We start from the raw sequence: 20,883 nt of genomic DNA, 5'->3' as shown, positions 1-20,883 counted from the left end.
CGCTTTGACCTGGACTTGCGTTTGTCGTCGTGTGTTCTGGGCGGCCGGAAGCATTTCTCGCCCGCTCTATGCAATGCTGGATGGATGATGAAAAGCGCGGTCATCGGGCCAAGCTACTTTAACAATCATGACCGGGTGAAAACTTTTTAGGATAACTGGAGTTGGTTGCCTTGAACGTATACGAACTCACGACCTGCAGTTTTTTTAAGAACTCATCACATTGAATTCCCGTGGCAATGTCCTTTACCATGTATTCTGAGAACATTACTCGATGAAACCCATCAGGCTATCACCATACATCTAGCAACAGATTCCATTGCCGATCTGCATTGAAGGCGACCTGATGATCAATGTCATCCACTGGAGACCACGCGCTAAAGAACTCGTCGACAAGTCCATCCGTGGCTAAGGCTCCGAGGGACGCGGGGCCTGTGTACTTCCGAACGAAATACGCAACCCGGCTGTAATCCTCATCATCGATGAGAGATGCGGTGACGCCATCGTATTGCATGGTATGCCACATGTCATCGATATCGAGCAGACCGAACTTTCTTTGAGGATGATACCTGTTTACCCGACTTTCGAGGCAGGCGAGATTGATTTGCGCCAAATCCGTCAGAAGGCGGGCGATATCTATCGCCTCTTCAACTGATACAATGTCATCGCCGAATATGCGCAAAGCCGTTGACGGAAATCTGTAGGAGAACAATTCCCGTTGGTCTTTAGCGGCGAGCAGCCTCGGTTTCACCGTATCTTCGTGACGCTGACCGAGCCGTTTTAGCTTGTCGCCAGTCAGGTTGAGTATATTGCTGTGCGTCATTTCAATTGTCTTTTCACCCCGCCAATCAAGGCACGGAAGGGTCAGAAGAAATGCGCGACTGCAGTTTAAGATAGTGTAGTATCGGAGATATGGCAGCGTCACCTGTAAGTTTCGCTCTTCGGCATATTCAGCAGAGTTGGCAAGCACCGTAGAGCCCAACACGTATTTCAATGCAAGATAGCTTCGAATAAACCATTCGGTATTGTTAGCGTCTTCAAAAACACGCGCGATGGGATTAAATAAATCACGCGTTCGGCTGATATAATTTTGAATCTCACTATCGGAGCAACGAGTTGGAAGCTCCTTGTAGTTATAAGTGAAATCCGAGCCGGTCAGAGAAACGATTTCGTCAGAGTCCATTCAATCGATCCGAGTAGTAATGTTCGCACGATTTTTGCGAGTATCCAATCTATGATGCGGTTGGCAATGGGCGTCAAAGCTGCATACTTTCTGGTCAGATACAAGCCGTTGATCGATATGATGCAGTTCCTCGACACCTGATCAAGACGACCGGTATGGCTGCCAGTGCCCCCGCCGACCAGTGCGACGGTGACATCCCGAGGCTGACCACTAATGCCGACATGACAAACGCTGCGAGTGCTGAAGACACCTGCTTCGCCCATGTCGACCAGCCGAGAAGCTTAGCCACGGCGACGAACGAGCGCCAGCGTGCCGTCTACCTACGGCCTCCGACCCAACTCTCAGGCGAGAAAAAACCGTCGAAATTTCCGACAGTCTCTCTACTCACCTACATTCAACGGGCTTCGGTTGAAAACAAGGACAGCTCTAGGACTAGAAGATCATGAACGCTCGCAAGAGAATTCAGCTCCCGCCGATCCGGTTCGAAAACATCTTTACTGTCGTCTGCCATAAGTTCCGCTCTGGCCGAGGCTTCTCTCAGAAGAGCCGCTATCCCCTCAACGCTCGGACCTTGCGCGTCAGAGCTAGCCTGCTTTTCCCAGTGATTAATCGCGTCACCGGTCATTCCGGATAAGGGACAACCTTGACCGAAAACGGCGTTTACCACCGATAAGAACTCGCGCTCTATTTTAATCCGAGATTCGAAGCGGGTCCGTCTTGTTTGATTATCCACTCGTTCCCTCTCCCGATAACCTCTCGCTCAATGCTTCCAACCATGGCCAAACGCGGGAGTGCACATCAATAACGAACGCCGCGTCAACACCGTCCGGTGGCGGCGCACCCCGCTGTCCCGCCATCCGGCAAAACATCGCCTGCTCAAACTCGACCTGGGACAACGGACAGCGCGGTACCCCTCCAAGATTGAAAATGGAATACCTGGAAAAATCAGGTGCGTCACAGAGGTCCCAAGAAGCAGACATGGCAATATTGCGGAGACACACGTAGATCAGGCCGGCCTCATAGATCGCATTGCCTTGGTTGAGAGCGATCTGTGCGGGTATCTCGCGCATAACCTTGATGAACGATGCGACGTCCCTCTCCGTATCTCTGTAAGGCGATGGCGTGCCAAGTTTGGCCAAGAACCCTTGAGTATCGAAAAGCGGACGCGTCTCGCGATGGAGATGCCAGGCAAAAAGCTCACCATTAGCGAACATTTCACGCAGTCGGTTCTCGCCGTACCATGAGATCGAAGATTTCATACGACGGAGCGTTGCCGGCACGGTTGCCAGTACAACGTTCTCGGGGACCTTACCTTTGGCGTTTTCGACCACGGCAAGAATGTCGAGATCGCTGAGATGGTCCGCCTGACCTCTGCCAACAGATCCAAAAACATATGATGCGAGCAAAGTTCCGCCGGTCATCTGTGGGAGATCGACTTGTAGAGAACTGATATGAAGAGCCCGATGTAAATGTACCTCATCGCCACGATCGCGAAATCGACCGCCGTGAAGCCAGCGAACGTCGGGTTGGGATTGAGATCAAGGAAAAGCCTGAAAACATAGTCGAGCGAGGCCAGCCCCTTGTCTGTTTCGCTCCAAGTAACGCGCGGCAAGAGGCTCCAGAAATTTACGAGAGCCAGAAAACAAAGTATCACGAAGCAGCTCGATGCAAGCCGCCAAGGCCGTTCTCCGTGGCCCCATATAAGTCCACCCAACCACAGCCCTACCAGGTTCGCGCAGGCACGCACCTTGGAAAGCATATTTGGATACTTGTTTCTGTAGTAGCTGTCGTAACCCCTGAGGGCATACCTGTAGTGACGTTGTGCAGCCTCGATTTCCTGTAGGGTCAGGAGACCCAGGCTCGCGAAGTCGCCAGCTTCAACTGCGTTGGCCTTGAGGTTCTGCAAGGATTCCCGTCGAATGTTCGGCTGATCCGGCAGCGATGCGATGATCTCGGCTGTATCGATCAGGCAAGTGCTGAAGCGCGCGAAACTGAAGTCGCATTTGTAGAAGTTGGCGCTTTTGAAATTACAATCGAAAAACTTGGTGCCGGAGAAACGACAATTGCGGAACACGGCATCGCGAAAGTAGCCACCGTCAATGATGGAATAGCTGAAGTCGCAGTTCTCGAACGTCGTCTTGAGGGCGTTTAAGTCGCATATCTCCGATGCCTTCCACGAGGCATTGCGCACAGTCTTGCGCGCTACTGTAGCTCGTTGAATGGCCGGCATGTCCGGTATTTTGTCCATGAGCGGGCGTTTGTCCGAAGTGTCGCCACTTACTAAGTTATCCATAACCACTCACCGCAATCCGAGCCGACATGCTCCCCACTATGAGGACACCCGTCCTACTTGCCACCTATAGCCCGCTGTCGGCGTGCATATATGGCGTATCATTTTTTCATCAACAGATCACAAGTAGACCTACCCCGGAAAATATTTATGCAAAACATCAGAAAAACTCAAACCTAAAGTTGAACGAATGAGAAAATCCGAGCAGATTGATTCGGAATTTGCAGGTACTTGAAGGGTGTAGACTTATCTTGGCAGATAGTGCGAAGTTTTCAGCCGCGGTGTCGTTTATCGGTTACGTGTACCAATGTGAGTCCCCTTGTTCCGGGCTCTGGATACGGATAACTCCGCTGATGGCGTTATCGAAGACCTGAGAACCAAAATCTAAAACCGACTAAGCTTCTCTGGTGCGGCCAGCGGCGCTTTAGAACAATTTTACGAAAGCGCTTCTCTATGACAGATGATAGCAGCCATGCAGCCGGTCCAGCCGCCCTTGGCTTTTACTATCAGTCGTTCTTTGCGTTGAAGACCCTGGTTGCATTAACAGGAGACGATGGAGCCGTTGCTATTGAAAGCGCGGACGACGTTGAGCTGAAGGACAACGGGCAGCGCCTTTTGTTCCAGCTCAAACACTCTCTCTTGTCTTCCCCCACGGCGATAACAATCAGTTCGAAGGGGCTTTGGCGGACGCTCAAGGTCTGGATCGACATCCTTCCCCGGCTGACGTTATCGGAGACGCAATTCCACCTCGTCACGGTCGCTCCTATCGCAGCAGGAAGCGTCTTAGAGGCTCTCAACACGCCCGAGGCTGACCGGAAACCGCTCGTCGCCGCGCTCGTCAATGAGGCAGAGCGTGTTGTCGCCGAGCGGGAAGCAGCAGCCCAAGCAGACAAGCCGCGGCCACACAAGGACCGGATAGCAGGATGCCAAGCCTTCCTGAACCTGACGCCCGAGGCAAGACTGAACTTATTGCGCCAAGCTCGAACACAGGCAGGCAGTCTGCCGATCAATGAGATGGAAGGCGCGATCGCGCAACTCCTGACGCTGATCAAGCCGGACGATCGCGGAAAGGTTGCGCGACGCCTTATCGAATGGTGGGATCGGCAGGTCGTCTATTCCCTCTGCGGGAAGAGACCTCAATTCATCTTGCGCGGCGAATTGCAAGAGCATATTACCGAACTGATCGGTGATATTGAGCAGGACAGGCTTACGGCAGATTTCGAGACGATGGCCTATCCAGCCGATTATCAGCCAGACGGCATGCTCACCCGGCAAATCAGTTTGGTCGACGGCAAAAGTCATGATCTGGTTAAGGCAATTCGCGAAGAATGGAAGGCGCGTCAGCAGCGTTCGCGATGGGTGAACGAACGACCCGGAATGGCGACCAAGATTGCCTCCTATGATCATGTTCTCAAGGAACATTGGTCAGATAAGCATGTAGAAATCGTCGAAATCTGTGAGGCGCTTGAGGAGGTCGAAAAGCGCAACAAAGGTCTTGGGCTTCTGCGGTGGGCACACAACGACGCGCCGACGACAATTCGACCGATCGTTGCCGGGTTCGAGGCCCCCTACTATATTCGAGGGAGTTATCAGGTGCTGGCGATCGACCGGGAGGTTGGCTGGCACCCCGAATACCTGGCCCTTTTGGCTGACGACGCATGAAGATCGCGCATGACCTTTATGCAGAGACAAATCCCGCCTTTGGCGCATACCTGCTCGTCTCCTTCGTGCGTGGGTTCGTCGAAGTCAATCCAAACGGCCCGGAACTGCCAGTCGCCTACCTGGCGTTGCCGCTCACGATCTCAGGCGATTTGCATCCGAGTTTCGATCGAACGAATCGCAAGACAGGTCTTCAGGAATGGCTTGAGCGTAGCCCGCAGATCCAGGTCAATCTGGCTGAAAGATTAAACAGCTCTATGGATTTTGTCGCAGGCGCGATCCGGCTGGGCTGTTTCTCGCACGCGGTTAGACTGTCTGAGGGCGCGCGTCTGGTTGTGGGTACTCCAGGTCTGAAAAAGGATCTCACCTCCGGGCTTTCGGATGACCTCACTCGATCTGTGCGTTATGCCGACCGCCTCGGGTATTGGAGCGCGACTGCGGGCTCGACAAAAACAATCTATGACACGATGGGACTGACCCTTTGATCCGCTGGAACATCGCCTCGATCTTCTTCCTCGGCCTTGATGGCCGGCATCGTCCTGTCACCTTTGAACCAGGCGTCAACATCATAACTGGCGCGTCCGGCACAGGTAAGTCGGCTCTCATCAAGGCGATCGACTATTGTTTGGGGTCAAGCCGGTGCGAACTGCCCGCATATGTCCGAAAGCGCAGCATTGCAGTCGGTATCAAGTGGACTGCTGGCGAGGACGAGATGATTGTCGGTCGGCTGATTCCAGCAATGGGCCAGGTCACAAGTCATCAGATGTTCGCGAGCTCAGGACGCCATCTGCCTCTGCCGACGACGGTGGACAAATTCGAGGGGCCGACGACCCTCGACGCAGCCAAAGCCTTCCTCGAGCGCGCATTCGGCATTGGCGACCTGGCCGGGGAGCCTGACGCCTGGGGAAAGACGCGCGGCCGCGCCACTGTTCGCCACGTCACTCCGTACATGTTCGTCACCAAGGAGGTGATCTACAGCGAACAGGTACTTCTGCATGGACTTGAACGCGCAGACAAGGCACCCGACATCGTCGCGACGATACCGTATTTTTTGCGCGCAACCGACGAGGCTAGCGCCCTAAATGAGCGGCGGCTCCGCCAACTACAGCGAACCTTGGAATTGGAGGAGCGTCGAGCACGCACCCGTGCGACTGCGGCCAGTGCGTTTCGTGACCGCGCGTTCAGTCTTTTGGCGGAGGCAGAGCGATTGGAGATGGCCGAACCCACGCCAGCTGATACTCCAGATGCCGAATTATTGGAAAGGCTGAATGCATTGAATCAAGATACGGCCAAGGCAAAGGTCGTTCCAAGTGAAGGTCAACTTACGGAACTGCACCGGGAAAGAAAGGCATTGTTGGCCGAACTTAGTGAGGTTAGGCGCCAAGCTGCCGCAGCGCAGAGTGTCATAGAGGAAGTTTCGGGGTTCGAGGGCACAGTCCGCAAACAACGTGAGAAGCTAATGCTGGCTTCCCATCTTAAACTCGATGGTGTCGGGCATGTTTGCCCGGTCTGCGAGCAGCCGTCCGACGTTGGCGTCAACACCGTCGAAGCCTTGCGAGCAACCCTGTTCAAGGTGAGCAGCGAAAGTGCCGCTGTCGACCGAGTAAAGCCCAAACTCATTGAATTCGATGGCGCACTGCAGACCAAGCGCGCGGAGATTAATAAGGGTCTCAAGAGCGTTGACGACAAAATCAGGACTTGGCTGCGGCAGTCGGACGACGCCAGGATGTTCGCGAGTCTCGCTCATCTGCGCGCTCATCTCTTGGGACGCGTATCATTTTTCGTTGAAACGATGAATGATGAAAGCCGACCCGATGGACGTGACCTGACTGTTTTAAAATCGCAGATTCGAGAACTTGAAGGTCTGGTAGACCGCGACGCTCGTCTCGTCAGGTTGCGCCGTGCCGAACGCAAAATCTCGCAATATGCCACCGAGGCCTTCTCAAACCTTCCAACAATCGAGCCGTGCGTGGGATCTGAGCTATATTTCTCATCGGCAGAACCAGAAGTCGCGGTGATCGAGTCCGACAGCAGCATCGTACTGCAGATGGCAGATGTTGGCTCTGACCAGAACTATCTCGCCATCCATATCGCACTTTCCTTCGCCCTCCAGCATTTCCTTGGCGAGGCCGGCTCGCCGGTTCCAGGTGTGCTGGTATTTGATCAGATCAGTCGCCCCTATTTTCCTGCAAAGGGCGAAGAGCCGCGCGACGAACGCACGATTACGGCTACAGGCGACGATGAAGAGGACGAAGACATCATTGCCATGCGACGCCACGTCTATTTCTTGTTCGCCGAAACCGCTCGGCGGGCCGGCCTGCAAGTTATTCTAATCGAGCACGCGTTTTTCGCCGATGATCCCCGTTATGTCGCGGCGACACGGGAACGGTGGACCCGAGCCTCCGGACGCGGTTTAGTCCCGAGCAATTGGCCCGTGCGTGCCGCCGACTAGAGGTAGTCGCATCGCTCCCCGCTGGCGGCTCCATTCAGCGATGGGTCGCAGTTGTTCGAGAACGAAGTGTCTGACGCAGATCGCAGAGAGATTAACGGCGCCCGAATAGTAAGCGGACGGGCTTGGGGAAGGTCGACTTCTCCGATAGATGACAGCTCCCACAAAGTTTGAGTTGACCGCCTCCGACGACAAGGCAACACTCGCACCAGCATCAAGGCAGGAGGAAAATCGATGGATGACCCAGATCGCTGGCGCCAGATGGCAAGCGCACCGAAGGACTGCAGCCGGGTCCTGGTGACGATCCGGGCGTCCGAGCAGGGGCCGGCGGAGGTTGATCTCACCTATTGGTCGCATGGCGATCAATTCGCGGGAGAGGCTGGCGCGCCTCGGATTCCTCGCCCGGGCACATCATCGAATATGCCGAGCCGGAGCTGAAGTGTTGGATGCCGATGCCGTCGGCCAATCGCGCCTCGCTGCCTTCGCCCTGGGAAGGCGATGACGACGAGCAGCTGGATGGGTCGGGGATTTAGAGTTTCCGGCAATTGATGCCGACAGGCTTCTCCATACAAAAGCCCCGCGGTCGTTGCCACACCGCGGGGCTCCTTGATGCCTAACCTGGGAGAAAAAGGTCAGGCGGCTTGAACTTTACGACTGGTGCGGGCCCATTCCGGCAGCCAGTCGCCGTGGCTGGCGAGCAGGTCGTCGACCAGCGACCAGATCTGGTCGAGGTCGAGTTCGGCTGCCGTGTGCGGGTCCATCATCGCGGCGTGGTAGATGTGCTCGCGATTTTCGGTCATCAGCGCCTGCACCGTCAGTTCCTGCACGTTGATATTGGTGCGGATCAGCGCGGTCAGCTGCGGCGGCAGGTCGCCGATGAAGGTCGGCTGGATGCCGGAGGCGTCGACCAGGCAGGGCACTTCGGCGGCGCAATTTTCCGGCAGCGAGGTGATGCAGCCATTGTTGCGGACATTGCCGTAGATCACCGAGGGTTCGCCGGTCCAGACCGAGTTGATGATCGAGGAGGCATATTCCTTCGATGGTGTCACCTCGATCTTGTCGGCGCTGCGATAGGCTTCCGCCTGGCCCTTCCAGCGCTCGATCTGCTCGATGCAGCGCTTCGGATATTCGTCGAGCGGAATGCCGAATTTCTCGATCAGGTCGTCGCGGCCCTCCTTGATGAAATAGGGCGTGTATTCGGCGAAATGCTCCGAGCTTTCGGTAACGAAATAGCCGAGCCGCGTCAGCATCTCGTAGCGCACCTTGTTCGGGCAGCGCGGGTTCCAGCCGGGCTTCGGCGCCCTGCCCTCGCGATAGCCGCGCACCAGATCGGGATAGAGGTTGCGGTAAGAGCCGTCGGCCTGGCGATGCTCGAATTTGAGATAGAAGGCCATGTGGTTGATGCCGGCGGCGCGGTAGCGGATTTCCTCGTAGGGAATGTCGAGATCGTGGGCGAGTTCCATCGCCGTGCCCTGCACCGAGTGGCAGAGGCCGACCTGGCGAATGGTCGGGTACTTCTCCGCGATCGCCCAGGTGTTGATCGCCATCGGGTTGACGTATTGCAGCATGATCGCCTCGGGGCAGACGGCGAGCATGTCCTCGCAGACCTTCCAGAGATGCGGCACGGTGCGAAGCCCGCGCATGATGCCGCCGACGCCGAGCGTATCGGCGATCGTCTGGCGCAGGCCGTATTTCTTCGGCACTTCGAAATCGGTGACGGTGCAGGGCTCGTAGCCGCCGATCTGGAAGGCGACGACGACAAAATCGGCGCCGGCAAGCGCCTTGCGCTGGTCGGAATAGGTCTCGGCCCTGGCCTTGACGCCGAGCGTCGAGATCAGCTTGTTGACGACGATGGCGCTTTCCTCGAGCCGCTGCGGGTTGAGATCCATCAGGGCGATCGTCGCGCCCGACAGCGCCGGGCGCTGCAGCACGTCGCCGATGATGTTCTTCATGAAGACGGTGGAGCCTGCTCCGATGAATGTGATTTTGGGATTTGCTGCCATTATAACCTCCGGCATTCGATAGTCATGCTACCTCGAAAGCGGCTTTGACGAGCCGTTCGGTGTAGGCGGTCTTGGGATGGGTGAGAACTTCGTTGACGGGCCCCTCTTCGACGATCTTGCCATGCTGCATGACGATGACGCGGTGGCAGAGCGCCCGGACGACCTTGAGATCGTGGGAGATGAAAAGGTAGCTCAGACCGCGCTCGTCCTGCAACTTGCGCAGGAGTTCGATAATCTGGGCCTGGACGGAGAGGTCGAGCGCCGATGTCGGCTCGTCGAGCAGGATGAATTCCGGCTCCAGCGCGATGGCGCGGGCAATGGCGATGCGCTGGCGCTGGCCGCCGGAAAATTCATGCGGGAAACGCGACAGAATATTGCCGGGCATGCCGGCCGAGATCAGCGCCTCGCACACCCGGTCCTGCCGCTCGCCCTTGGAGGCGCCCAGCCGGTTGACGACGAGGCCCTCCTCGATGATCTGGCCGATCGTCATGCGCGGGTTGAGCGAGGAGAACGGGTCCTGGAACACCACCTGCATGCGGGCCCGCAGCGGCCGCATCTCGGCGCGGGAAAGCCCGTGGATCGGCTGATGGTCGAAATGGATCTCGCCGCTATCGGGCGTATTCAGCCGCAGGATCGCCTGGCCGAAGGTCGTCTTGCCGGAACCGGATTCGCCGACGAGGCCGAGCGTCTCGTGCCGGCGCAGCGTCAAATCGAGACTGTCGACGGCGACAAGCTCGCGCATCGCCGGCTTCAGGAAGGTGCCGTGGCGCAGCATGAAGGCGACCCGCACGCCCTTGGCATCGAGAATGACATCCGATCCCTCCGGCAGCGGATTGGCCTCGCCGCGCGGCTCGGAGGCGAGCAGATGCCTGGTATAGGCGTGCTGCGGATTGGCAAACAGCGCCTCGGTGGTGTTGTGCTCGCGCACCTCGCCATGCTGCATCACATAGACGTAATCGGAAAACTGCCGCACCACCGTCAGGTCGTGGGTGATGAGGATGACGGCCATCCCCATTTCCTTCTGCAGGTTGCGGATCAGGTTGAGGATCTGCGCCTGCACGGTGACATCGAGCGCCGTCGTCGGCTCGTCGGCGATCAGCACGTCGGGATCGTTGGCGAGCGCCATGGCGATCATCACGCGCTGGCGCTGGCCGCCGGAAAGCTGATGCGGATATTGCCGGATGCGTGCGGCGGGATCGGGAATCTGCACATGTTCGAGCAGTTCCAGCGCCCGCTTTTCCGCATCCCTGCGGCTCATGCGGCGGTGCACACGGATCGCCTCGACGATCTGGCTGCCGATCGTATAGATCGGGTTCAGCGAGCTCATCGGCTCCTGGAAGATCATCGAGATGCGGTCGCCGCGCAGCTTGCGGCGCTCCCGCTCGGAAAATTTCAGGATATTGCTGCCGTCATAGGAAACCGTCGATTTGCCGGAGACGACGGCGCGCTTCGACAGAAGCCCCATCACCGTTCTTGCAGTCACCGATTTGCCGGAGCCGGATTCGCCGACGATGGCGATGGTCTCGCCGCGATAGAGCTGGAAGGAGACGTCCTTGACGGCTTCGACCATGCCGTCCTCGACCTTGAAATTCACCGCCACATTGCGGGCGTCGATGATCGGGGTTTCCGAGCGGCCGTCATGGTCGTGGCGGACAAGCGGGGCGAAGGAATTGACCAGGGAAAGCGCCATATCAATCACCTCAATAAGGATCGACCGCGTCGCGCAGTCCGTCGCCCAGCGCATTGAAGGCGAAGACGGTGACGAGCACGAAGCCGACGGGGGAGAGAATCCAGGGATAGGAGCCGATGACCGAATAGGTCGCGGTATCCTGCAGCATCAGCCCCCAGGAGATCAGCGGCGGCTTGACGGCAAAGCCGAGGAAACCGAGGAAGGATTCGAGCAGCACGACGCTCGGGATGGCGAGCGTCACCGCAACGATGACATGGCTCATCACATTCGGGAAGATATGCTGGATGATGATGCGCCGGTCGGTGGCGCCGACCGCCATCGCCGCCCGGACGTAATCGATGCGGGCGAGCGCCAGGGTCTTGCCGCGCACCTCGCGCGACATCTGCGCCCAGCCGAGCGCCGACATGACGACGATGACGAAGGCGAGGAAGACGTTGGTCGGCGCCGTCACCGGGATCAGCGAGGTCAATGCGAGATAGAGCGGCAGCTGCGGAAAGGCGAGCACCAGCTCGACGAAGCGCTGCAGCCAGATATCGAAGGTGCCGCCGAAATAGCCCGAAACCATGCCGACCGTCGTGCCGATCAGCGTGACGATGAAGACGACGGTGAGCGCGATCATCAGCGAGATGCGCGAACCGATAATGGCGCGCGACAGCACGTCGCGGCCGAACTTGTCGGTGCCGAGGAAATGCACCGGCTGGCCGTCGGTCGACCCGAAGAAGTGGCGGTCGGCCGGGATCAGGCCGAAAAGCTCGTATTCGGCGCCCTTGACGAAGAAGCCGAGCAGCCGCGGATTGTCGTAATCCATGCCGACGATCGGCTGGAAGGTGACCGGATCGAGCTCCTCGGAATCCGACAGCGCATAGACGCGCGGCTGGAAGACGAAATTGCCGTCCTTGTCGTGGAAGCTCATCACCTGCGGCGGGGCGAAACCGACATCGGTCGCCTTAGGGTCCATCGGCGCGACGAAATCGGCAAAGATCGCCATAAGGAGCAGCAGCCCGACGAGGATGAGCCCGGCCATACCGGTCCAGGAGCGCCTGAGCCGGCGCCAGACCAGGGCGATATAGCTCTCATGCCCGCGCGATGGCTTGCCGACCGAGGTTTCGGTCGTCGTCGGCGGTGGCGGCGAGGAGTCGAAAGCCAGCATCTCAGGCTCCTTCAAATTGGCGGACACGCGGATCGAGCAGCGCCAGCAGCATGTCGGCGATGATGTTGCCGACGATCAGCGTCGCCGACAGCACCAGCATGAAGGTGGCGGTGACATAGACGTCGCCGATCGCCATCGAGCCGACGATCGCCGGGCCGACGGTCGGCAGCGCGAAGATGATGGCGGTCTCGATCTCGCCGGTCAGCATGTAGGGCAGCACGACGCCCTGATACATCACCAGCGGGTGCAGCGCATTCGGCACCGCATGGCGCATTACCACCGCACCGCCGGAAAGCCCCTTGGCCTTGGCCGTCTCGACATATTGGGCATTCAGCGTATCGAGCAGATTGCCGCGCATCACCCGCATATTGTAGGCGAGCCCGCCGAAGGTGGCGATCGCCACGACCGGCCAGACATGGTGGACGAGGTCGACGAATTTCGCCCAGGACCAGGGCGCCCCGCCATATTGCGGCGAGAAGAAGCTGCCGATCTCCGACACGTTGAACTGGAAGACCAGGAGATAGACGATGATCAGCGCCATCAGGAAGCGCGGCACCGTCATGCCGAGGAAGGACACCGCCGAAAGCGTGCTGTCGATCCAGCTGTACTGGCGTGTCGCCGCCCAGATGCCGAAGCCGATGCCGAGCACCGAAGCGAAGATATGGCAGACCAGCGCCAAGAGCAGCGTGCGCGGCAGCCGCTCGGCAACGACATCGGCGACCGGCTTGTTGTAGAACATGCTGTAGCCGAAATCGCCGCGGGTGACGATGCCGCCGATCCAGTTGACGTATTGCACGACCATCGGCTTGTCCAGGCCGTGCTCGACCCGGTAGGCCTGGGCCTGGGCGTCGGCCTGGGCGTAGGAGGCGCCGCCCTGATTGATCAGCTGCGATCTTATATAATCGGCGTAGTCGCCGGGCGGAGCCTGGATGATCGCGAAGGTCACCACGCTCAGGATGAAGAGGACGGGGATCGCGGAGGCTATGCGCACGAGCAGGAATCGTAACATCGGACGGTCCGCTTTTCCTTGCCGCCAGTCGCTCCTTGTCGGCGCGGCCGGCTCGTTGGTCATATCCGGCCGCGCGCCACGCGCGGCCGGAAGCTCATTTCAGCTGGGAGGGAGTTCTCCGGCGCGCCGCATCGGATGCGACGCGCTCAACTCTTTGTCCTGAGGACACCGATCAGTTGATCGGGCCCTTGTCGCCGGGCTTGCCGGGCAGCTGCTCGGGGAACAGCTCGTATTTGCCCTGCTTGTCGGCCGCCACCCACAGGCGTTCGCGGATGACCGAATCTTCAGCCCAGTTGAACATGAAGATCGGCGTGCCCTGCGGTACGTTGGAGAACCGCTTGTTGATGATCAGCGCACCCGGATATTCGGTCAGGCCCACCGTGTTGACGTGCTCGGTCGAGATCTTCTGATATTGCTTCATCAGATCGACGCGCTCGTCGTTGCTCTGGCTGGTCGTGAACTTGTTGACGACGTCGACGAGTTCGTTTTCGAAGGGCATCAGATCGAGCTTGTCGTCCTTGCCGGCGCGATGCTGCCAGCTGGTGCGCGGGCCGACCGGGGCAAGCTGCTCGGTGTTCTGCACCACCGACGACAGTTCCGTCGTGTTGCGCTGGATCAGCCAGTCGAAGCGGCCGGCATAATGGGCGTCGTCACGCTTGGCGCCATCGAGCGCATTGAGGACGATCTTCAGCCCGAGCTTCTCCATCTGGCCGACGACACCTTCGGCAAGGCTCTTGTCGGTCGTGTACTGATTGTTGATCAGCATGACGATTTCGACATTCTTGCCGCCGGCCGTGCCGGCCGGGAAGTTGACGATGCCGTCGCCGTCTGTATCCTTCAGCCCGGCCTTGGCGAGTTCCGCCTTAGCGCCCTTGAGATCGAAGGGATAGTAAACGGTGGAGTTGCGGTCGTAGAAGCTGGTGCCTGAGGAAAGCCCGCCCGGATAGATCGCCGTGAACGGCCCCTTGACCAGCGAGTCGCCGATCGCCTTGCGGTCGAGCGCCATGGTGACGGCCTTGCGGAAGTCCTCATTGCGGTTCAGCTCGCGGATCGCCTGGCCGCGCTCATCCGGGCTGCCCCAGCCGTTGGCGGAGAAGTTCATGCGCAGGTTATAGCCGATGAGGCGCGGGCCGAAGGCCAGACGTGCCGGCGCCGTCTTCTCGGCGGCGCGCTTCAGCGACGCGACGAAGTTTTCCGGCTGCTCGAGGTTGGAAATATCGGCGGAGCCCGCCACCGCCTGCACGTCGCGGTCGGCCCAGGTCGAGAGCTTGTAATGCAGCTCATTGAGATAAGGCAGCTGATTGCCCTTCTCGTCGACCTTCCAGTAATAGGGGTTGCGGCGGAGCACGATGATATCGTCGGAACGATATTCCACCGGCACCCAGGCGCCCATCACCGGCATGTTCATGTATTCCGGCGGGAAGGCGTTCTTGAACTGGTCGTAAGTGTTCTTAGAATATTTCGGATGCTGGGGCTTGAGGATATGCGATGGACCCGGGCAGAAGTTCGGGTAGGACATCGTATAGAGATATTGCTTCGGGAAGGCCTCCTTGAAGGTCCATTCGACGGTGTAGTCGTCGATCTTCTTCAGCGTCGTGCCGACGCCGAAAGCCTCCGGCGAGGCGCCGCCGCCGAGCGGCGAGACGTTCGGATCGACGACTTCGTCGTCCCAGTAGAACATGATGTCGTCGGCGTTGAACGGCGCACCATCAGACCACTTGGCGCCTTCGACCAGGTGCATGGTCAGCTTGTGGCCGTCTGGGGACCAATCCCAGCTCTTGGCGAGGTTCGGCAGCGGCTCGGTGTCCTGGGCCTTCACCTGGAACAGCGGCGCGGTGCGCGTCAGGCATTCGGACAGGCCGATATCGATGCCGCCCCAGCCCTGCGTCTGGCCGGCACCGTAGTTCCAGCCTTCCGGCCGGCCGCCGATGACGTGGCGCATCGTATCGCCGTAGACGCCGATGCCATCGGGCATGTTGCCGGTTTTGAAGACCATCGGCTCCTTCGGCAGACGATCCTTCACGGGGGGCAGCTTGCCGGAAGAAACGAAATTCTTCGTGACCCAGTCGGGCTCGTGATATTCGGGCAGCGCCTTGAACTCCAGGATGGAGTCGCGCGCGACATAGTTGATCTTGCCTTCAGCCGGGAAATCCGGCGGCACCGGCGGCACGGTTGCCTCGGCGGCATAGGCATTCACCGCCAAAACCGAGACGCCGAGCGCCAGTCCGGCCAGAATGCTTGCGTTGCGGAAATTCATGATCGTTTCTCCCTTTTGTTCCGGAGCGCGGGTCACGCGGCTCTCTTCTCCTCGAACGCTATGAAGGCGGGCCCGGTGTCATGGATTTCCCTCCCGGAAACCCATGACGACCAGCCTTCACGAAATGTCAGACGGCCTGTTTCAGCGCCGCCTTTTCCGCGCGCAGCTCTTCGATCGAGCGGACGCTGCGGCGTGCGGCTCCCGCCCAGTCGCGGGTCTGCACCTTGGATTTCGACAGCCGCTCCTTGGCGGCCGGCACGGCATCGGCATATTGCGGCAGCCAGCGGGCCTGGGCAACGACCATCTCGTCGACCATCTGCCAGACTTCCTCGGGCGTCGAGACGGCGCCGACCAGCGGATCGTGCAGCACGGCGAGCTTCAGAAGGTCGATGTCGCCTGTGACTGCCGCATGCACCGACATGCGCTGGACATTGATCGAGGCGATGCAGGTGGCCGCGCAGGCCTCCGGCAGGGTGACGCCGGAGACCATGTTGATGCCGAAGCGGTCGACGAAGCCGGGCGATTCGATGATCGCATCGGCCGGCAGGTTGGTGATGACGCCGTTGTTCTTGACGTTGAAATGGCCGCGATAGACCCGGTTCGTCTCAAGCCCCTCGAGAATATGGCTAGCATGTTCGTTCGAGCGCTTGGCCGGATCGATCGGCCTGGAGGCGGATTCCAGGAATTGCGGGAATTCCGTCTCGAACCAGTTGCGGGTCTCGGTGGAATGGCGGAGGTAGCCGCCGGTCTCGCCGTGGATCCAGTCGGACATGTCGATCCAGCGGGTGATTTCCTCCGGCCGCTTGCGATACCAGGGCAGGTATTCCGAAAGGTGGCCGTTGCTCTCGGTGGAATAGACGCCGAAACGCTTCAGCACGTCGATGCGCAGCTTTTCCTGCTGCGAATAGACCGGATGCGCCTCGAAGGCCGCCACCAGCTCGTCCTTGCCGATCCTGCGGCCGTTGAGGCGCAGGTCGATGAACCAGGTCTGATGGTTGATGCCGGAGCAGATATAGTCGAGCTCGCCAAGCGACTTGGCGCCGAGCACCTCGGCGATCTGTTCGGCGCCGTGCTGGACGCCGTGGCAGAGACCGACCGTATCGACCTTGCCATATTCGATCGCCGCCCAGGTGTTCATCGCCATCGGGTTGGCATAGTTGAGGAATTTGGCACCCGGCTCGGCGACCTCTCTGATATCCTTGCAGAAGTCGAGAATGACGGGGATGTTGCGCTGGCCGTAGAGAATGCCGCCGGCGCAGATCGTATCGCCGACGCACTGGTCGATGCCGTATTTCAGCGGGATCCTGATATCGTCGGCATAGGCCTCGAGACCGCCGACGCGCACGCAACTGATGATGTAGCGCGCGCCGGAAAGCGCCTGGCGCCGGTCGGTCGTCGCCGTCACCTTGGTCGGCAGCCCGTTCGCCTCGACGATCCGGTCGAGGATCGCCTTGATCATCTCCAGATTATGCTCGCTGAGATCGGTCAGCGCGAATTCGACGTCGCGAAACTCCGGAACACACAAAATATCGGTGAACAGCTTCTTGGTGAACCCAACGCTGCCCGCACCGATGATAGCGATTTTGAAACTCATGATCTTCACCTCGGCCCATTCGAATGCTACAGGAAAGACGGATATGGAGGATCAGCCCGCATGCCGGAACATGTGGTTGAAAAAGCCGAAAAACTGCCTGTTTTCCTCCCGGCCGCTCGATCGGCCGTGGTCTCTTCCCTGTTTGTCGAGCGGGATTATGCCCGAAATCGGCAGGCCGACCAGAGAAGGATTATGCTTTCAGGGGTAATTTTGTGCTGCAGAATTTGATTGCCAACGGACAGTCGATGAGGACGGTTTCGCTGCCCCGCGGCCGGCAGCGATTGCATGCCATGCCGACCAGCTCCGGCTATGAAGTGCGCGAGAACGAGCCCTATGACTGGGACGGAAGAAGACGCGGCCAGACGCCCTTCACCGTGCTGCAGCACACGATCAGCGGCTCGGGCCGGTTGCGCTATCAGAACCGCAATTATCGGCTTCAGGGCGGCGACACGCTGCTGGTGCTCGTGCCGCACAATCATCGCTACTGGTTGGAGAAGGGCGAGCGCTGGGAATATTTCTGGATTTCGATGAATGGCGAGGAGACGCTGCGCATCCACCAGCTGGTGCTGTCGACCGCCGGGCCGGTGCTGAAACTGCAGCCTTCGACTATCGATCATCTCGCCGATTGCAGCCTGCGCCTCGTCACCGGGGCGACCTCGCCGGGAGCGGCCTCGGCGATTGCCTATGAAGCGGCGATGGCGCTTTATGACGACGTCTTCGGCTCGCCGGCCTTTGCCGCCGAGCTCAGCCCGATGCAGCCGGTGATCGACCATATCAACGCCAATCTCGAAAAGCCGCTGCCGGTCAGCGAACTCGCCGGCATCGTCGGCCTCAGCCGTGCGCATTTCTCCCGCAGCTTCGCCGAGAGCGAGGGCATGCCGCCAGCCGAGTTCGTGCTGCAGCAGCGGCTGCAGCGCGCCGTCAAGCTGCTGACCAAGGCGGATTTCCTGCCGGTCAAGGAAGTCGCCATCATGTGCGGCTTCGAGGATCCGAACTATTTCTCCAAAGTCTTCCGCCGGGTCTACGGCACCAACCCGACGGAATTCCGCACCACCGGCATGTATGCCAGCATCGGCAAGCTGAAATAGCCGCCGGCCGGGGTTTCTCAGGCCCGCACCTCGAACACCATGTTGAACGGGGTTTCCGTGGCGCGGCGGAAATGGGTGAAGCCGGCGTCGAGCGCCACCTTGCGAAGCTTCATTTCTCCCGCCTGGGCGCCGAGCCCGAGCCCCACCTCCTGGGAGAGCGACGCCGGCGTGCAGATCATCGTCGAGGCGCCGTAATAGACGCGGCCGACGGGGTTGAGATTGTCCTTGAGATGGTCATGGGCAAAGGGCTCGACGATCAGCCAGGTGCCGTTCGGCCCAAGCGTTTCCCTGACATGCTGGCCGGCGCCGACCGGATCGCCCATATCGTGCAGGCAGTCGAACATGGCGACCATGTCATAGCCGCGGCCTGGAAATTCCGCCGCCCGGCTCTGCTCGAACGTCACACGATCGCCGACACCTGCCTCTTTCGCAGCCGCCTTGGCCTTTTCGATCGACGGGCCGTGATAGTCGAAGCCGGTAAAGTGGGAGGCGGGATAGGCCTGCGCCATCAGGATGGTCGAGGCGCCATGGCCGCAGCCGACATCGGCGACCTTGGCGCCGGCCTTGAGCTTGTCTTCCACCCCGGCCAGCGCCGGGATCCATTCGGCGACGAGATGGCTGTTATAGCCCGGACGGAAGAAGCGCTCGGTGCCCCGGAACAGGCAGGTGCTGTGCTCATGCCAGCCGAGCCCCTGGCCGGTGCGGAAGGCATCAGTGACCTTTGGCTCGTCCATCCACATGGATTGCACGACCTCGAAGGCGCCGACAAAGAAGGCCGGGCTATTTTCCTCGGCAAATACCATCGCCTGCTCCGGCGTCAGGCTGAAACGATCGGTCTTTTCGTCATAGACGATATAATCAGCCGCCGCCTGGGCGCTGAGCCACTCCCGGAGGTAACGCTCCTTCACCCCGGTTTTTGCGGAAAGCTGCTGGACGTTCATCGGCGTCCCATCGGCCATCGCCTTGAAAATTCCCACCTTGTCGCCCAGCACGACCAAGGCGCCCGACATGGCGGCGCCGACATCGCCGACCAGCCGGCCGACCAGTGCATCGAGTTTCTGCATATCCGGCTCACGCATTGTTTCCTCCCGAGTGCGTGATTAAGGGACTGCAAAATTAGGCTTTAATAATATGCAGTCAATCAACCTTGCCTTTCAGGGGATGAATCTGAAGTATTAGGGGTCGAAAGAATGCGGGGGTGGAGTAACACTCGGGGTAGCTGTCAGACGCAACCGGAGCGCTGTGCAGGCGGTTTGCAAAACCCCTCCCCAACCCCTCCCCACAAGGGGGAGGGGCGAAGCCGCGGCATCCGCCTGCAAAAAACATCAGCCTTTCTGCAAATGAAACGTTGAAGTAAAAAGCGTCGGGAGCGGCATATAAGCCCCTCCCCCTTGTGGGGAGGGGTTGGGGAGGGGTCTTGGCCGATCGTGAACCTGACAGCCGTCCTTGCCATCCACGCTCTCATCACCGCTTGTGCAAGATTGCATCTTTTATATAATCTATCCCAGGACACTTTCGACGCAAGGCTATCATGACGGACCTGTCTTCCGCCCAATGCCGCGCCGCGCGCGCCCTGCTGGCCTGGTCGCAGGACGATCTCTCCTCGGCCGCCAACGTCGCCAAGGCGACGATCGCCAATTTCGAGGCGGGCAAACGCTCGCCCTATGACCGAACCCTTCAGGATATGAAGCAGGCGCTCGAAGCAGGCGGCGTCGTTTTCATCCCGGAAAACGGTGGAGGGGCCGGCGTGCGCCTTGCCAAACGCGCAAATTCGATCGACACCAACGAGACCGAAACGGTTCAATATGAAGAATATCTCGAAAACGACGCGCCGCCGGGCGCGGGTGGCTGACTGATGACAAAGAAAGAAAAGCTGGAACACTCGGAACTGGCCGGAGAATTCAGCGATGACGGGATCACCGTGCTCGTCGATATCTTCCGCACATCCGGCAGCAATGAGGACTGGACGATGGAAGTCGTCACCCAGGCCGAGGATCTGATCCGCTGGGACGAACCGTTTGCCACCGACCGGGAAGCGTTCGACGAATTCCTCGCCACTGTCGCCCGCGATGGCATTCGATCCTTTCTCGACGATGAAGAACCGTCCGTTCACTGAGGAATCGTCGTGAAAAGCATCAATGATCTCGTCGCCTCGGCGAAAACCGTCTGCGACCGATATCGGGCCGGGCGAATGGAACGCGAGACCGTGCGCGAATGGGTCCTCGGCCTTGGCGCCTATCCAGGCCCGCATGGAGATCGCGTCCGCGAAGCCGTGGAATGGTTCCGCCTGCACAATCGCGAGCCTGTTTCCGACGACATCGTGCTGGTGGATATCGACCGGCTGAAGGCGATTTCGGCGCCGTGATCCCGGCGCCTGGCGAGCCCCGCTGGCGCAATCACGCCGGTCCTCGGCGGCGTAGGACTAATGACGCTCACGAGGCTGATGCATAATATCCGCGTCGCAAGTCGAGGGCGGCTGGCAAATTTTAGTTCGTCCGATCAGTAAAAGGAACA

At 59.3% G+C, this 20,883-nt stretch carries 18 protein-coding genes and 1 pseudogene; 8 read left to right on the top strand and 11 right to left on the bottom strand.

Annotated elements, in window-relative coordinates:
- Positions 1-289: 289 nt before the first annotated feature.
- The 4 genes from AMK05_RS35850 to AMK05_RS28230 all read right to left on the bottom strand — a co-directional run bounded on the left by AMK05_RS35850 (position 290) and on the right by AMK05_RS28230 (position 3,473).
- Positions 290-1,180 (bottom strand): hypothetical protein, encoded by an 891-nt coding sequence (locus AMK05_RS35850; protein ID WP_237352273.1) that lies wholly within the window; start codon positions 1,178-1,180, stop codon positions 290-292.
- Positions 1,153-1,443 carry a hypothetical protein gene (locus AMK05_RS34955; protein ID WP_145924778.1) on the bottom strand — a complete coding sequence of 97 codons (291 nt, stop codon included), beginning with the start codon at positions 1,441-1,443 and terminating at the stop codon, positions 1,153-1,155. Before AMK05_RS34955 ends, AMK05_RS35850 begins: the two co-directional genes overlap by 28 nt.
- 462 nt (positions 1,444-1,905) lie before the next feature.
- Complete coding sequence (locus AMK05_RS28235; protein ID WP_064843158.1) at positions 1,906-2,601, bottom strand: nucleotidyltransferase domain-containing protein; 696 nt, start codon at positions 2,599-2,601, stop codon at positions 1,906-1,908.
- On the bottom strand, positions 2,598-3,473 hold the full coding sequence (locus AMK05_RS28230) for a pentapeptide repeat-containing protein (protein WP_064843153.1): 876 nt from the start codon (positions 3,471-3,473) through the stop codon (positions 2,598-2,600). Before AMK05_RS28230 ends, AMK05_RS28235 begins: the two co-directional genes overlap by 4 nt.
- 450 nt (positions 3,474-3,923) lie before the next feature.
- On the opposite strand from AMK05_RS28230, the gene AMK05_RS28225 reads away from it, so the two are divergent.
- The 4 genes and pseudogenes from AMK05_RS28225 (at position 3,924) to AMK05_RS28210 (ending at position 8,111) form a co-directional block, all read left to right on the top strand.
- Entirely contained in the window at positions 3,924-5,132 is a 1,209-nt protein-coding gene (locus AMK05_RS28225) for an ABC-three component system protein (RefSeq protein ID WP_064843151.1), read from the top strand.
- Positions 5,129-5,614 (top strand): three component ABC system middle component, encoded by a 486-nt coding sequence (locus tag AMK05_RS28220; protein ID WP_064843148.1) that lies wholly within the window; start codon positions 5,129-5,131, stop codon positions 5,612-5,614. The genes AMK05_RS28225 and AMK05_RS28220 overlap by 4 nt, the downstream gene beginning before the upstream one ends.
- On the top strand, positions 5,611-7,581 hold the full coding sequence (locus AMK05_RS28215) for a DUF3732 domain-containing protein (protein WP_064843146.1): 1,971 nt from the start codon (positions 5,611-5,613) through the stop codon (positions 7,579-7,581). The genes AMK05_RS28220 and AMK05_RS28215 overlap by 4 nt, the downstream gene beginning before the upstream one ends.
- A gap of 231 nt (positions 7,582-7,812) precedes the next feature.
- Positions 7,813-8,111 (top strand): annotated as a pseudogene (locus AMK05_RS28210) (hypothetical protein).
- 99 nt (positions 8,112-8,210) lie between these two features.
- Here the strand turns inward: AMK05_RS28210 and AMK05_RS28205 are convergent.
- From AMK05_RS28205 to AMK05_RS28180, 6 genes are all read right to left on the bottom strand, one after another.
- Entirely contained in the window at positions 8,211-9,581 is a 1,371-nt protein-coding gene (locus tag AMK05_RS28205; RefSeq protein ID WP_064843144.1) for an alpha-glucosidase/alpha-galactosidase, read from the bottom strand.
- A gap of 22 nt (positions 9,582-9,603) precedes the next feature.
- A complete protein-coding gene (locus AMK05_RS28200; protein ID WP_064843142.1) occupies positions 9,604-11,271 on the bottom strand; it encodes an ABC transporter ATP-binding protein in 1,668 nt (555 codons plus the stop codon).
- Between the two features lie 10 nt (positions 11,272-11,281).
- Positions 11,282-12,421: an ABC transporter permease gene (locus tag AMK05_RS28195; RefSeq protein WP_064843140.1), complete on the bottom strand. Its 1,140-nt coding sequence runs from the start codon at positions 12,419-12,421 to the stop codon at positions 11,282-11,284.
- 1 nt (position 12,422) lies between these two features.
- Entirely contained in the window at positions 12,423-13,430 is a 1,008-nt protein-coding gene (locus tag AMK05_RS28190) for an ABC transporter permease (RefSeq protein ID WP_064843138.1), read from the bottom strand.
- Positions 13,431-13,602: 172 nt separating this feature from the next.
- Positions 13,603-15,690, bottom strand: coding sequence for an ABC transporter substrate-binding protein (locus AMK05_RS28185; protein WP_064843829.1), 2,088 nt, complete (start codon positions 15,688-15,690; stop codon positions 13,603-13,605).
- A 124-nt stretch (positions 15,691-15,814) separates the two neighbouring features.
- The gene (locus AMK05_RS28180) at positions 15,815-17,281 is read right to left on the bottom strand and encodes an alpha-glucosidase/alpha-galactosidase (protein ID WP_064843136.1); all 1,467 of its coding nucleotides are present in this window, start codon (positions 17,279-17,281) and stop codon (positions 15,815-15,817) included.
- 245 nt (positions 17,282-17,526) lie between these two features.
- Between AMK05_RS28180 and AMK05_RS28175 the strand changes: the two genes are divergently transcribed.
- Positions 17,527-18,369, top strand: coding sequence for an AraC family transcriptional regulator (locus AMK05_RS28175; protein ID WP_064843828.1), 843 nt, complete (start codon positions 17,527-17,529; stop codon positions 18,367-18,369).
- 17 nt (positions 18,370-18,386) lie between these two features.
- Here the strand turns inward: AMK05_RS28175 and AMK05_RS28170 are convergent, their stop codons facing one another.
- Entirely contained in the window at positions 18,387-19,448 is a 1,062-nt protein-coding gene (locus tag AMK05_RS28170; RefSeq protein ID WP_064843134.1) for a class I SAM-dependent methyltransferase, read from the bottom strand.
- A gap of 452 nt (positions 19,449-19,900) precedes the next feature.
- Here AMK05_RS28170 and AMK05_RS28165 point away from each other — a divergent pair, with 452 nt between their 5' ends.
- From AMK05_RS28165 to AMK05_RS28155, 3 genes are read left to right on the top strand one after another with little or no spacing between them, the layout of a single operon-like run.
- Positions 19,901-20,221, top strand: a complete 321-nt coding sequence (locus AMK05_RS28165; RefSeq protein WP_064843132.1) for a helix-turn-helix transcriptional regulator — start codon at positions 19,901-19,903, stop codon at positions 20,219-20,221.
- Positions 20,222-20,224: 3 nt separating this feature from the next.
- The gene (locus tag AMK05_RS28160) at positions 20,225-20,485 is read left to right on the top strand and encodes a hypothetical protein (RefSeq protein ID WP_064843129.1); all 261 of its coding nucleotides are present in this window, start codon (positions 20,225-20,227) and stop codon (positions 20,483-20,485) included.
- 9 nt (positions 20,486-20,494) lie between these two features.
- Entirely contained in the window at positions 20,495-20,734 is a 240-nt protein-coding gene (locus AMK05_RS28155; protein ID WP_064843127.1) for a hypothetical protein, read from the top strand.
- The last annotated feature ends 149 nt before the right edge of the window (positions 20,735-20,883 follow it).

Origin of the sequence: Rhizobium sp. N324, from assembly GCF_001664485.1 — a bacterium.
Lineage (GTDB): Bacteria > Pseudomonadota > Alphaproteobacteria > Rhizobiales > Rhizobiaceae > Rhizobium.
This window is presented reverse-complemented; position numbering and strand designations above follow the sequence as displayed.

Coding starts and splice junctions, on each gene's coding strand:
- AMK05_RS35850 (WP_237352273.1), bottom strand. CDS start 1,180: ATGGACTCTGACGAAATCGTTTCTCTGACCGGCTCGGATTTCACTTAT.
- AMK05_RS34955 (WP_145924778.1), bottom strand. CDS start 1,443: ATGGGCGAAGCAGGTGTCTTCAGCACTCGCAGCGTTTGTCATGTCGGC.
- AMK05_RS28235 (WP_064843158.1), bottom strand. CDS start 2,601: ATGACCGGCGGAACTTTGCTCGCATCATATGTTTTTGGATCTGTTGGC.
- AMK05_RS28230 (WP_064843153.1), bottom strand. CDS start 3,473: ATGGATAACTTAGTAAGTGGCGACACTTCGGACAAACGCCCGCTCATG.
- AMK05_RS28225 (WP_064843151.1), top strand. CDS start 3,924: ATGACAGATGATAGCAGCCATGCAGCCGGTCCAGCCGCCCTTGGCTTT.
- AMK05_RS28220 (WP_064843148.1), top strand. CDS start 5,129: ATGAAGATCGCGCATGACCTTTATGCAGAGACAAATCCCGCCTTTGGC.
- AMK05_RS28205 (WP_064843144.1), bottom strand. CDS start 9,581: ATGGCAGCAAATCCCAAAATCACATTCATCGGAGCAGGCTCCACCGTC.
- AMK05_RS28200 (WP_064843142.1), bottom strand. CDS start 11,271: ATGGCGCTTTCCCTGGTCAATTCCTTCGCCCCGCTTGTCCGCCACGAC.
- AMK05_RS28195 (WP_064843140.1), bottom strand. CDS start 12,421: ATGCTGGCTTTCGACTCCTCGCCGCCACCGCCGACGACGACCGAAACC.
- AMK05_RS28190 (WP_064843138.1), bottom strand. CDS start 13,430: ATGTTACGATTCCTGCTCGTGCGCATAGCCTCCGCGATCCCCGTCCTC.
- AMK05_RS28180 (WP_064843136.1), bottom strand. CDS start 17,281: ATGAGTTTCAAAATCGCTATCATCGGTGCGGGCAGCGTTGGGTTCACC.
- AMK05_RS28175 (WP_064843828.1), top strand. CDS start 17,527: ATGAGGACGGTTTCGCTGCCCCGCGGCCGGCAGCGATTGCATGCCATG.
- AMK05_RS28170 (WP_064843134.1), bottom strand. CDS start 19,448: ATGCGTGAGCCGGATATGCAGAAACTCGATGCACTGGTCGGCCGGCTG.
- AMK05_RS28165 (WP_064843132.1), top strand. CDS start 19,901: ATGACGGACCTGTCTTCCGCCCAATGCCGCGCCGCGCGCGCCCTGCTG.
- AMK05_RS28160 (WP_064843129.1), top strand. CDS start 20,225: ATGACAAAGAAAGAAAAGCTGGAACACTCGGAACTGGCCGGAGAATTC.